This is a genomic window from Paraburkholderia sp. BL6669N2 (assembly GCF_003387275.1).
Lineage (GTDB): Bacteria > Pseudomonadota > Gammaproteobacteria > Burkholderiales > Burkholderiaceae > Paraburkholderia.
In genome coordinates, this window is sequence record NZ_QUNA01000001.1 from 2,492,870 (window position 1) to 2,505,360 (window position 12,491).

At 65.2% G+C, this 12,491-nt stretch carries 9 protein-coding genes; all 9 read left to right on the top strand.

What is annotated here, in order from left to right:
* Window positions 1–5 precede the first annotated feature (5 nt).
* The 9 genes from B0G80_RS11335 (at window position 6) to guaD (ending at window position 12,421) form a co-directional block, all read left to right on the top strand.
* Window positions 6–1,355: an MFS transporter gene (locus B0G80_RS11335; protein WP_106283289.1), complete on the top strand. Its 1,350-nt coding sequence runs from the start codon at window positions 6–8 to the stop codon at window positions 1,353–1,355.
* Window positions 1,356–1,563: 208 nt separating this feature from the next.
* Window positions 1,564–2,244 carry a GntR family transcriptional regulator gene (locus tag B0G80_RS11340; RefSeq protein WP_116118046.1) on the top strand — a complete coding sequence of 227 codons (681 nt, stop codon included), beginning with the start codon at window positions 1,564–1,566 and terminating at the stop codon, window positions 2,242–2,244.
* 102 nt (window positions 2,245–2,346) lie between these two features.
* Entirely contained in the window at window positions 2,347–3,726 is a 1,380-nt protein-coding gene (locus B0G80_RS11345) for an amidase (RefSeq protein WP_116118047.1), read from the top strand.
* A gap of 122 nt (window positions 3,727–3,848) precedes the next feature.
* On the top strand, window positions 3,849–4,358 hold the full coding sequence (locus B0G80_RS11350; RefSeq protein WP_106283292.1) for a disulfide bond formation protein B: 510 nt from the start codon (window positions 3,849–3,851) through the stop codon (window positions 4,356–4,358).
* A 380-nt stretch (window positions 4,359–4,738) separates the two neighbouring features.
* Complete coding sequence (xdhA, locus tag B0G80_RS11355; protein ID WP_181919947.1) at window positions 4,739–6,286, top strand: xanthine dehydrogenase small subunit; 1,548 nt, start codon at window positions 4,739–4,741, stop codon at window positions 6,284–6,286.
* The gene (gene xdhB / locus B0G80_RS11360; RefSeq protein ID WP_116118049.1) at window positions 6,286–8,691 is read left to right on the top strand and encodes a xanthine dehydrogenase molybdopterin binding subunit; all 2,406 of its coding nucleotides are present in this window, start codon (window positions 6,286–6,288) and stop codon (window positions 8,689–8,691) included. The genes xdhA and xdhB overlap by 1 nt, the downstream gene beginning before the upstream one ends.
* Before the next feature lie 96 nt (window positions 8,692–8,787).
* On the top strand, window positions 8,788–9,804 hold the full coding sequence (xdhC, locus tag B0G80_RS11365) for a xanthine dehydrogenase accessory protein XdhC (protein ID WP_116118050.1): 1,017 nt from the start codon (window positions 8,788–8,790) through the stop codon (window positions 9,802–9,804).
* An 82-nt stretch (window positions 9,805–9,886) separates the two neighbouring features.
* On the top strand, window positions 9,887–10,939 hold the full coding sequence (locus B0G80_RS11370; protein ID WP_116118051.1) for an adenosine deaminase: 1,053 nt from the start codon (window positions 9,887–9,889) through the stop codon (window positions 10,937–10,939).
* A 105-nt stretch (window positions 10,940–11,044) separates the two neighbouring features.
* Window positions 11,045–12,421, top strand: coding sequence for a guanine deaminase (guaD, locus tag B0G80_RS11375; RefSeq protein WP_116118052.1), 1,377 nt, complete (start codon window positions 11,045–11,047; stop codon window positions 12,419–12,421).
* Window positions 12,422–12,491: the final 70 nt, after the last annotated feature.

Consider the following 12,491-nt stretch of genomic DNA (forward strand, 5'->3'; position numbering starts at 1 on the left):
CATTCATGAGCTCCCCTTCGCTATCCGCCGCCGACGCGTCTTCCGACGCCTGGCTCGAAGCCGCCGCCCTGCGCAAAATCACCTGGCGCATCATGCCGTTCCTGTTTCTCGTCTATGTGCTGTCGTATCTGGACCGCGTCAACATCGGTTACGCGAAGCTGCAGTTCACCGGCGACCTCGGCTTGTCGAACGCGGCGTACGGACTCGGCGCGGGGATCTTCTTCTTCGGCTACTTCGTGTTCGAAGTGCCGAGCAATCTGCTGCTGAAGAAATTCGGCGCGCGCGCCACGATCGCCCGCATCACGATGCTGTGGGGCCTGCTGTCGTGTCTGATGATGTTCGTGCGCTCGGAAACGATGTTCTACGTGCTGCGCTTTTTCCTGGGCGTCGCCGAAGCCGGGCTGGTGCCGGGCGTGGTGCTCTATCTGACCTTCTGGTTTCCGTCGGACCGCCGCGCGCGCATGGTCGCCGTGTTCATGGCGGCGATTCCGGTGGCCGGCATTATCGGTGCGCCGTTGTCGGGCTTTCTGATGTCGGCGCTGCATGAAGCGCACGGCTTGCGCGGCTGGCAGTGGATGTTCCTGATCGAAGGCATTCCGTCGATCCTCGCCGGCTTCTGGGCGCTCGCCGTGCTGCGCAACACGCCCGCCGAAGCCGCCTGGTTGAGCGACGACGAAAAGCGCGTGATTCTCGGCCGTCTGGCGCGGGAAAACAGCGCAGCCGCGGCGGCCGGCGCCGAGCATAGCCTCGCCGTGGCGTTGCGCTCGGGCCGCTTCTGGCTGCTCACGCTGATCTATTTCTGCCTCGTTACCGGAAATGCGGGCTTTTCGTTCTGGCTGCCGCAGATCGTCAAGGATCTCGGCGTGACGAACCTCGTCACCAACGGTTTCGTCACGGCAATTCCGTATCTCGCGGCGGGCATCGGCATGATCCTGATCGGGCGCTCGTCGGACATCACCGGCGAGCGGCGCTGGCACTACGCCGTGTGCTGCTTCATCGGCGCGGCGGGTTTGCTCGGCAGCGCCTCGGTAACTAACTCCATTCCGCTCGCCGTCACCGGTTTGTCGATCGCGTACATTGGCATTCTCGCGGGCTTCGGCATTTTCTGGTCGATGTCGACCACGTTCCTGCAAGGCACGGCCGCGGTCGCCGGAATCGCGGTGATCAACTCGATCGCGAATCTCGCGGGGTATGTGAGCCCGTATGTGCTCGGCATCGTCAAGGACGCGACGCAGAGCGTGACGTTCGGGCTTGTGTTGATCGCCGGGGCGCTGATTGTCGGCGGGTTGGTTACGCTGATGATGCCGCGCGTCAAGGTGCAGCATGCGGCGGCGGTCGCGCCGAGCCGCGCCTGACAGACGGCGATGGACGCGATCTGGCGACGCGCCTGCGGAGAATACGCGCGTCGTGCGAAACGAAAGCGAGCGCGGGACCGCGTTCCATGCGCGCCGCGTCTGGAGAGCGCGGGCTGATCGCCCGCCAGCCGCGGCGCGCAGTCGGCCCGCGTCGCGCGCGCAAAACCTTGCTCTACAATGCGGACGACATTGTCCGCTGCCACTTCACATGACGCTTTTGCAGACTGCCCGCCCTTCCACGCCCGTCCGCGCGACCGCCGCCGCGAGTCTCGCCGAGCAGGCGTATGCGTTCGTCAAGCGCGAGATCATTACCATGCGCCTGCGGCCGAGCGAGGTGCTCAACGAAGCGGAACTGATGGCGCTGACCGGCATCGGCAGGACGCCGGTTCATCAGGCGCTGCATCGGCTGGTGCACGAAGGCATGCTGACCATCATGCCGCGCAAGGGCATCATGGTCCGCCCGGTTTCGCTCGACGACGTGCTGGCGATCATCGACGTGCGTCTCGTGAGCGAAAGCTACTGCGTCGAACTGGCCGCACGCCACGCGCAACAGCACGACTACGACGCGATGCAGGCGCTGCTGGACCGCTCGGCCGTGTGCGTCGCCGCGCACGATATCGAAGGCATGATGGATATCGACCGCGAGTTTCATCTGGCGATTTCGGCTGCCTCGCGCAATCCGGTGCTGGCCGACATCCTGCGCGGGCTGCATGAGCGCTCGCTGCGCTTCTGGTTCATTTCGCTGTCCGAGCCGCATCATCTGGAAGACGTGCACGAGGAACATCTCGAACTGTTTGACCTGCTGCGCGAACGCGACGCCGAAGGCGCGCGCCAATCCGTGCAAAAACATATCGAAGCGTTCCGCGCCGCGCTTTTCAACCGCATCTGATTAGTCGCATCTGATCGAGCGCATTCGAGCCCGCCCATCCAGGCTCACGCATTTAGCCCAACGACCGGCTTCGTCCGGTTCAACCGGATTTCTACCGACATCATGGCCACTGAATTCACGCCCTTTCCGCCGCTAACCCAGCTTGCCGCCGACCTCGCCGCCGGACGCACCACGAGCCGCGCGCTCGTCGAGACCGCGCTCGAACGGATCGCCGATCCGGCCGGCCAGGGCGCCGCCGTCTTCATGCATGTCGACGCCGACAGCGCCCGCGCCGCCGCCGACGCGCACGACCGTCTGCGTGCCGCCGGCACCGTGCTCTCGCCGCTCGCCGGGATTCCGGTGTCCGTCAAAGACCTGTTCGATATCGAAGGCCAGCCGACCCGCGCCGGTTCCACCGTGCTCGCCGACGCCCCCGCCGCCAAGGCGGACGCCGTCGCGGTCGCGCGTTTGAAGCGGGCGGGCGCGGTGCTCGTCGGCCGGACCAATATGAGCGAGTTCGCGTTTTCCGGACTTGGTTTGAACCCGCACTACGGCAATCCGCTGTCGCCGTACCAGCGCGGCGTGAAAGGCGATGAGCGCATTTCGGGCGGCTCGTCGTCGGGCGCGGCGGCTTCCGTCGCGGACGGCATGGCGGCCGTTGCGCTCGGCACCGACACCGGCGGCTCGATCCGCATTCCGGCTGCCCTGTGCGGCCTGACCGGCTTCAAACCGACCGCCGACCGGATTCCCAAACAGGGCGGCGTGCCGCTTTCGTCGACCCTCGATTCGTTCGGGCCGATCGGCGTTTCGGTGGCGTGCTGCGCGCTGGTGGACCGCATGCTGGCCGGGCTCGAGCCGCGCATTCCGGCCGCCCGGCCGCTGGAAGGCGTGCGCCTCGGCGTGCTCACCAATTTCGTTACCGACGGCGTCGAGCCGGCGGTCGCCGCGGCAATCGACACGGCGCTCAAGCATCTGGAAGCGGCCGGCGCGATCGTCAGCGAAGTGCGGTTCGCGCCGCTCGACCGTTTGCCCGAGATCAACCGCTTCGGGTTCTCGCCGATCGAAGCGTACGCGTGGCATCGTCCGTTGCTGGAAAAGCATCGCGAGCAATATGATCCGCGTGTGCTGGTGCGCATTCTGAAGGGCCAGCCGGCCAGCGCCGCCGACTATCTCGACCTGCTCGCCGAACGCGAGGCGATGTTGGCCGAAGCCGCCCGCACACTGTGGCAACGTTTCGACGCGGTCGTCGCGCCCACGGTGCCGGTGGTGCCGCCGCGCGTCGCCGATCTGGTCGACGACGATGACGCCTTCGGCCGCACCAACGCGTTGATCCTGCGCAATCCGAGCGTGTTCAACTTCCTCGACACCTGCGCGCTGTCGCTGCCGTGCCATCTGCGCGGCGACGCGCCGGTCGGCCTGATGCTGGCCGGCGCGCCGCATGCAGACGACGCGCTGCTAGCCATCGGCCGCGGCGCCGAAGCGGTGCTCAAGGCGATTCGCTGACCAACAACGCCAACGCGCTCGATCAGGAAATACGCCGTAAAAGCAGGATAAGCGGCGGGGCGGGGGTTCGCGCTAGAATCGCGGGCACCCGCCCTTTCCGTTTCGAGACAGCCACACGATCCATGAATAACGACACTGCAATGCTGCGCCGCGAGCGCTCCCTGCTGGTTCTGCTTGGCCTGATCTGCGTTGCCCTCGTGGGCGGCGCGCTGTATCTGCAGTATTTTCTGCACGAAGACCCGTGCCCGTTGTGCATCATCCAACGGTATTTCTTCCTGCTGATCGCGATCTTCGCGTTCCTCGGCGCGCGTTTCAACCACTGGCGCGGCGTGCGTCTGCTCGAAGTGCTGGCGGCCTTGTCGGCGCTGGCCGGCATCGTCACGGCCGCGCGTCATGTGTATGTTCAGGCGAATCCGGGCTTTAGCTGTGGCTTCGACGCACTGCAGCCGTTGGTCGACAGCTTGCCGCCCGCGCACTGGCTGCCGGGCGTGTTCAAGGTCGCCGGGTTGTGTGAGACGGCCTATCCGCCGATCCTGGGTCTGACGCTGCCGCAATGGTCGCTGGTCGCGTTTGTGGTCGCTTTCATCCCCTTGGCGCTGACGCTGGTTCGCAACCGCCGCCGGATTGCCTGACCGGCGTTCTGCCGCCCCGCGTTCACCACCCTGAACGACTAAAGCCGGATTTTGTGCCGCCGAGCGCGGCGACGCGAAATCCGGCTTTTTTTCGTCCCCAAACCACGCCGCTTCTGGTCCGCCAGACCATCTATTTCCCCCGCAACGCCCCGCCCCGTCTGGTTTTCAGACTTCCGCCGGCTCACGCAACTTCCCGCCCTGGCGCGAATCGTACTTATCTCATGACCGCATCCGAATAAGCTTCATGCGAGATGGGAAATCTTTTTGGGACAAGGTAATGCTATCTTCGGAACTGGATGGCGATCTACGTGCGCGAGGCCGGCTTCGGCGCGACCCCATGCGTAACGCGCGCCCGGTCCGCACTGTCTTTCGGATTCGCCATGACAACGCAAACCATCCGCTTTTATCACCAGGGGTCCGTCCGTGAGGTTGCGGGCGTGCCTGCGTCGCGCACCGTGCTTCAGCACCTGCGCGAAGATCTGCATTGCACCGGCACGAAAGAAGGCTGCGCGGAAGGCGACTGCGGCGCCTGCACGGTGGTCATCGGCGAACTGGATGCGCACGGTGGCCTCGCGCTGAAAGCGGTCAATGCCTGCATCCAGTTCCTGCCGACGCTCGACGGCCGCGCGCTCTTCACCGTCGAAGACCTGCGCGCCGCCGACGGCGCCCTGCACCCCGTGCAACAGGCCATGGTCGATTGCCACGGTTCGCAGTGCGGCTTCTGCACGCCCGGTTTCGTGATGTCGATGTGGGCGCTGTATGAAAACCAGCCGGCCGCCGCCGGCCTGCCCACCCGCGATGAGATCAACGCCGCGCTCTCCGGTAATCTGTGCCGCTGCACCGGCTACCGGCCGATCGTCGACGCGTCGCAGAAGATGTTCGACTATCCGCAATACCCGCGCGTGACGCTCGACCGCAAGGCCGTCGCGGATCACCTGCGCGAACTGCAACGGCGCGACACCTTCGAATATTGTGCGCCCGACACGCGCGGCGCCGCATTCGGTTCACCCACCTTTTATGCGGCGATCTCACTCGATGCGTTCGCCAGACTCCGCGCCGACCATCCACACGCGCGACTGCTGGCCGGGAGCACCGACGTCGGCCTGTGGGTCACCAAGCAATTCCGCGATCTCGGCGACATTCTGTACATCGGCAACGTCGCCGAATTGAAGACGATCGAGCGCGATGCGCAGACGCTGACGATCGGCGCCGCCGTCACGCTCGAAGAGGCGTATGCGGCACTCGCCGTCGACTACCCCGAACTCGCCGAACTGTGGACGCGTTTCGCGTCGCTGCCGATCCGCAATGCCGGCACGCTTGGCGGCAACGTAGCGAACGGCTCGCCGATCGGCGATTCGATGCCGGCGCTGCTCGCGCTCGGCGCCGAAGTCGTGCTGCGTCACGGTCCAAAAACGCGCACGCTGCCGCTCGACGCCTTTTACCTCGGCTACCAGAAGACCGCGCTCGCGGCCGGCGAATTCGTCGCGGCGCTGCGCGTGCCGCGGCCGGCCGGCAATCTGCGCTTTCGCACCTACAAGGTGTCGAAGCGCTACGACCAGGACATCTCGGCCGTGTGCGCGGCGTTCGCGCTGCACCTCCGTGAAGACGGCGTGATTCAGCAAGCCCGCATCGCGTTCGGCGGCATGGCGGCCACGCCGAAGCGGGCCGCGCAAACCGAAGCCGTCCTGAATGGCGCAAGCTGGGACGAAAGCACCGCGCGGGAAGCCATGAATGCGCTCGTCGCCGATTACCAGCCGCTCACCGACATGCGCGCGTCGAGCGCGTATCGACTGAAGGTGGCGCGCAACGTGCTGTGGCGCTTCCACCTCGAAACGCGCGATGACGCGCCCCTCGCCCTCTTCGACGTGAATGCGTTCGCGTTCGAAGCCGGCGCGCCGGACGGCGCCGTTGCGAAGGAGCCGTCGTGATGAACCGCACCGATGCTTTTGTCGAACATGCCGCGAGGCACGTCGCTCAAGTAAGCGACGCGTCGATCGGCGTGTCGCTGCCGCATGAATCGGCCGCGCTGCACGTGAGCGGCGAAGCGACCTACACGGACGACGTGCCCGAACTGCAAGGCACGCTGCACGCGGCGCTCGGCCTGTCGCGGCATGCGCATGCGCGGATCGTGTCGATGGATCTGGACGCGGTCAGAAAAGCACCGGGCGTGATCGCCGTGCTGACCGCGGAAGATATCCCCGGCGAGAACAATTGTGGCCCCGTGCTGCACGACGACCCGATTCTCGCCGTGGATGAAGTGCTTTACCTCGGCCAACCGGTGTTCGCTGTGATCGCCGAAAGCCACGACCTCGCCCGCCGCGCCGCCGCGCTCGCAAAGAGCGACGACGTGATCCGCTACGAACCGCTCGAAGCCATCCTCACGCCCGCCGATGCCAAAGCCGCGAAGCAGTTCGTGCTGCCACCGCTGCATCTGAAACGCGGCGAGCCGGATGCAAAGATTGCCGCAGCGCCTAACCGGATCAGCGGCACGTTCGAAGTCGGCGGCCAGGAACAATTCTATCTGGAAGGCCAGATTGCGTACGCGGTGCCGAAGGAACTGGACGGCATGCTCGTCTACAGTTCGACGCAGCACCCGAGCGAGATGCAACAGGTGGTCGCGCATATGCTCGACTGGCCGCAGCACAATGTGGTGTGCGAATGCCGGCGCATGGGCGGCGGCTTCGGCGGCAAGGAATCGCAATCGGCAGTGTTCGCCTGCGTGGCTGCACTCGCCGCGAAACTGCTGCGCCGCCCGGTCAAACTGCGCGCCGACCGCGACGACGATTTCATGATCACCGGCAAGCGCCACGACGCGGTCTACGCGTACGAAGCGGGCTTCGACGACAGCGGTCGCATTCTCGGCGCGCGCGTCGAAATCGCGTTGCGCGCGGGCTATTCCGCTGATCTCTCCGGCGCGGTCGCCACGCGCGCCGTCTGCCATTTCGACAACGCGTACTACCTGTCCGATGTCGACATCGTCGCGCTGTGCTGCAAGACCAACACGCAATCGAATACCGCGTTTCGCGGCTTCGGCGGTCCGCAAGGCGCGCTCGTGATGGAAGTGATGCTCGACAGCATCGCGCGTCAGTTGAATTGCGATCCGCTCGACGTGCGCCTCGCCAACTACTACGGCATCGGCGGGCGCGACACGACGCCGTACGGACAGCGCGTCGAGGACAACATCATCGCGCCGCTGACCGATGAACTGCTCGGCTCCAGCGACTATCGCGCGCGCCGCAAAGCGATTGCGGCCTTCAACGCGAGCAGTCCGGTGCTCAAGCGCGGCATCGCGTTTTCGCCGGTGAAGTTCGGCATTTCGTTCAACGTGCCGTTTCTGAATCAGGCCGGCGCGCTGGTGCACGTGTACAAAGACGGCTCGGTGCTCGTCAATCATGGCGGCACGGAAATGGGCCAAGGGCTCAACACCAAAGTCGCGCAAGTGGTCGCCAACGAGTTCGGCTTGCCGCTCTCGCGCGTGCGGGTCACGGCAACCGATACTTCCAAGATCGCGAACACTTCGGCAACGGCCGCATCCACTGGCAGCGATCTGAACGGCAAAGCAGCCGAAGCCGCCGCAAAAACGATTCGCGCGCGGCTTGCTGAACTCGTCGCCAAACAACTCGGCGGCACGGCGAACGACGTGCAATTCGCCAACGGCGAAGTGTCGGTGAACGGTGGCGCGATGCCGTTCGAACAACTGGTCGGCGCCGCGTATCTGGCGCGCGTGCAGTTGTGGTCGGACGGTTTCTACACCACGCCGAAAGTGCATTGGGACGCGAAAACGCTGACCGGTCACCCGTTTTATTACTTCGCGTACGGCGCGGCAGTGTCCGAAGTCGTGATCGATACGCTGACCGGCGAATGGAAACTGGTGCGAGCGGACGTGCTGCACGACGCCGGGCAGTCGATCAATCCGGCCATCGACATCGGCCAGGTGGAAGGCGGCTTCATTCAGGGCATGGGCTGGCTCACCACCGAAGAACTCTGGTGGAACCGTGACGGCCGCCTGATGACGCACGCACCGTCGACCTACAAGATTCCCGCGGTCAGCGACACGCCCGCCGCGTTCCACGTGCAGCTCTATCAGAACCGCAACGCCGAGCCGACCGTGTTCCGCTCGAAGGCCGTCGGCGAGCCGCCGTTGCTGTTGCCATTCTCGGTGTTTCTGGCGATTCGCGACGCGATCGCGGCCGCAGTGCCGGATGCGCAGGAGGCGCCGCAGTTGCGCGCGCCGGCCACGCCCGAAGCGATTCTCGACGCATTGGACGGCTTGCAGCCGCAGGCCGCGCCGCCACCGGCAACGGAACCCGCGACGACCGTCACGACCGCTTGAAAAGATAACCCCACGGCCTGACGCGACACGAACGCGCCGGGCCACACTCAACCAGCCGCACGGACACCCCGCGCGGCCACGTATGGAGAACGCCGGATGCAAGCCTGGCTGCCTGACCTGCAACAACTGCTCGCGCACGGCGACGCCGCCGTGCTGGTGACGGTCGCGCGCGTCGAAGGTTCGGCGCCCCGCGAGGCCGGCACCAAGATGATCGTCACGCGCGATTCGGCGAAGCACACCATCGGCGGCGGACACCTCGAATGGAAAGCCATCGAGACCGCGCGCCAGGTGCTGCGCGACGGCATGCGCTCACCGCATATGCGCCGGCTGGAGCGTTTCGCGCTCGGCCCAAGTCTCGGCCAATGCTGCGGTGGCGCGGTGATTCTCGCATTCGAGCGGCTCGATGTCGGCGACCTCGGCTGGATCACGACGCTCGCGAAGCGCGTGGCCGCGGGCCAGTCAACGGTGCGTAGCGTATCATTCGGCCCCGCACCGGATGTGGTGATGCTGTCCGACCCCGAGCCGGGCGTCGACGCCGCCGACTGCCTGCTGTGGGACGGCGCCGGCTTCGACGACAGCGGCGCGCTGCTCACCGAAACCATCGCGCCAGGCGACTTCTCGGTTGTGCTGTTCGGTGCCGGCCACGTGGGCGCCGCGCTGGTTCGCGTGCTGGCCACGCTGCCTTGCACGGTTCGCTGGGTCGACGAACGCGACGCGCAATTTCCGGCCGCGGAAACGCTGCATGCGTCGAACGTGAAGATCGATCCGAACGACGCTCCCGACGAAGCCATCGACCAGGCCGCGCCGAATACGTACTTCATCGTGATGACGCACAACCATGCGCTCGATCTCGAACTGGCCGAGCGCATTCTGCGGCGTGGCGACTTCGCGTTCTTCGGCATGATCGGCTCGCATAGCAAGCGCAAGCAGTTCGAACACCGGCTGGCCGCGCGCGGGATCGATCCGTCGCTGATCGCGCGGATGAAGTGCCCGCTCGGCGTGGACGGCATCGTCGACAAGTCGCCGGAGATCATCGCGATCTCGGCGGCGGCGCAGGTGCTTCAGGCCGTCGAGCAGAACGCGGGCGTGCATCACGCCACGCACACGGTTTGATGAGCGGCGCGTGTTCGACACAACGCTCACGCATCCGGCGCGCGATGACTCCAAAAGCGATTCAACAAACTCCTGACCGACCATGACTACAACGACTGTTACCCCCACGCCGCTGGCCGAAAAAACCGCGCTGGCACCGAAGGCCGAGTTGCACATCCATATTGAAGGTTCGCTCGAACCCGAACTGATTTTTGCGCTCGCCGAGCGTAACGGCGTGAAGCTCGCGTACGACTCGATCGACGCTCTGCGCGCCGCGTATGCATTCACCGATCTGCAATCGTTCCTCGACATCTACTATGCGGGCGCGAGCGTGCTGCTGCACGAGCAGGACTTCTACGACATGACCATGGCCTATGTCGAGCGCTGCCTCGCCGACAACGTGATTCACAGCGAAATCTTCTTCGACCCCCAGACGCACACCGAACGCGGCGTGCCGATCGCGACCGTCGTGGCCGGCATCGAACGCGCGCTCGCTGACGCGGAAAAGCGCGGCATGACGAGCAAGCTGATTCTGTGCTTCCTGCGCCATCTGTCCGAAGATGACGCGCTCGCCACCTTCGAAGAAGCGCGGCCGCTGTTCGAGCAATACAGGCATCGCCTGATCGGCGTCGGTCTCGATTCGTCGGAACGCGGCCATCCGCCTTCAAAGTTCGAACGTGTATTCGCCAAGGCGCGCGCGCTCGGCCTCAAACTCGTGGCGCACGCCGGCGAAGAAGGCCCGCCCTCGTATATCTATGAAGCGCTCGATCTGCTGAAAGTGGACCGCGTCGATCACGGCGTGCGCAGCATCGAAGATCCGGCGCTCGTCACGCGTCTGGCCGATTCGCGCGTCGCGCTGACCGTGTGCCCGCTGTCGAACCTGAAGCTGTGCGTATTCGACGACCTGACCAAGCACACGCTGAAGGACCTGCTCGACCGTGGCGTGGCCGTCACGGTGAATTCCGACGATCCGGCTTACTTCGGCGGCTACGTGAACGCCAATTATTTCGCCACCATCGACGCGTTGAAGCTCAACGATGCCGAGGTCTACACGATCATCCGCAACAGCTTCGAAGCGTCGTTCGTCACGCCCGAGCAACGCAGCGAACTGATCGCGAAGCTCGACGCGCACTGGCACCCAAGCGGTCCGCACTGACGGGCCGAGATATCGCAGCCGGCGGCGGCACGGGCTCATGAGTGAGCCGAGGTGTTAACCGTCGTCCGGACTGTGCAGCTTTCCACAATCGGAGACGGTTTTTCCATGACTCAATCTGCCAACCCGGCCAAAGCAGCCCAATCGGCCCAAGCGGCATTCCGCGCGCAATTGCTGACCTTCAACGGCGATCCCGCGCAATCGCCCAACGCGGCGGTCTTCAACGAAGACGGTTTGTTGATCGTCGAAGACGGCCATGTCGTCGCGGCCGGCGCGTATGCCGCCCTCGCGCCGCAACTCGCGCCCGGTACGCAAGTGCAGGAAATGCGCGACAAGCTGATCGTGCCGGGTTTCATCGATACGCACATTCACTATCCGCAGACGGACATGATTGCCTCGCCGGCGCCGGGTTTGTTGCCGTGGCTCGAAACGTACACGTTCCCGACCGAGCGCCGCTTCACCGATCCGGCCTACGCGCGCGACACCGCGAGCTTCTTCGTCGACGAACTGCTGGCGTGCGGCACGACCACCGCGCTCGTGTATTGCACAGTCCATAAGGAATCGGCTGACGCGCTTTTCACCGAGAGCGAAGCGCGCAATCTGCGCATGGTGGCCGGCAAGGTGCTGATGGACCGCAACTGCCCCGAGTTCCTGCGCGACACCGCGCAATCGGGCTATGACGACAGCGCCGAGTTGATCGGCCGCTGGCACAATCGCGGCCGCCAGATGTACGCGCTCACGCCGCGTTTCGCGCCGACCTCGACCGAAGCGCAACTGGAAGCGTGCGGCGTGCTGGCGGGCAAGAACCCGGACATCTTTATCCAGAGCCACGTCGCGGAAAATCACGACGAAGTGAAATGGGTCGCCGATCTGTTCCCGGGCCACCGCAGCTATCTGGACATCTACGATCACTACGGTCTGCTGCGCCGCCGCGCCGTGTACGGCCATTGCATCCACCTCGACGAGGAAGACCGCAAGCGCATGGCGCAAACCGGCACGGTTGCCTCGCATTGCCCGACCTCGAACCTGTTCCTCGGCAGCGGCCTGTTCGATTTCGACAAGGCCGATGCCGCCGGCATGCCGGTCGCACTGGCCACGGACGTCGGCGGCGGCACCTCGTTCTCGATGCTGCAGACCATGAACGAGGCGCACAAGGTGGCGCGTCTGGGCGGCCATCATCTTACGGCCACGCGCATGTTCTATCTCGCGACCGCAGGCGCGGCCGAAGCGCTCGATCTGGCGGACAAGGTCGGCACGCTGAAGCCGAAGTCGGAAGCGGACTTCGTCGTGCTCGACCCGCGCGCAACGCCGCTGCTCGCGCGCCGCACCGCGCGCACTGAAACGCTGGAAGAGTTGCTGTTCGCGTTCGCGCTGCTCGGCGACGATCGCGCGATCTATGAGACGTATGCGGCCGGCAAGCGCGTGCACCGTCGTGATGATGCGCGGCAGGCTGCGTCATCGGGCGCGGCGAGGATCGCGGCTTGATCTGCTTGATTTAGACGGCTGGATGAAGAAACGGCGCTTCGATAACGAAGCGCCGTTTTTATTCGTGCCT

Coding starts and splice junctions, on each gene's coding strand:
- B0G80_RS11370 (WP_116118051.1), top strand. CDS start 9,887: ATGACTACAACGACTGTTACCCCCACGCCGCTGGCCGAAAAAACCGCG.
- B0G80_RS11350 (WP_106283292.1), top strand. CDS start 3,849: ATGAATAACGACACTGCAATGCTGCGCCGCGAGCGCTCCCTGCTGGTT.
- xdhA (WP_181919947.1), top strand. CDS start 4,739: ATGACAACGCAAACCATCCGCTTTTATCACCAGGGGTCCGTCCGTGAG.
- guaD (WP_116118052.1), top strand. CDS start 11,045: ATGACTCAATCTGCCAACCCGGCCAAAGCAGCCCAATCGGCCCAAGCG.
- B0G80_RS11345 (WP_116118047.1), top strand. CDS start 2,347: ATGGCCACTGAATTCACGCCCTTTCCGCCGCTAACCCAGCTTGCCGCC.
- B0G80_RS11340 (WP_116118046.1), top strand. CDS start 1,564: ATGACGCTTTTGCAGACTGCCCGCCCTTCCACGCCCGTCCGCGCGACC.
- xdhB (WP_116118049.1), top strand. CDS start 6,286: ATGAACCGCACCGATGCTTTTGTCGAACATGCCGCGAGGCACGTCGCT.
- xdhC (WP_116118050.1), top strand. CDS start 8,788: ATGCAAGCCTGGCTGCCTGACCTGCAACAACTGCTCGCGCACGGCGAC.
- B0G80_RS11335 (WP_106283289.1), top strand. CDS start 6: ATGAGCTCCCCTTCGCTATCCGCCGCCGACGCGTCTTCCGACGCCTGG.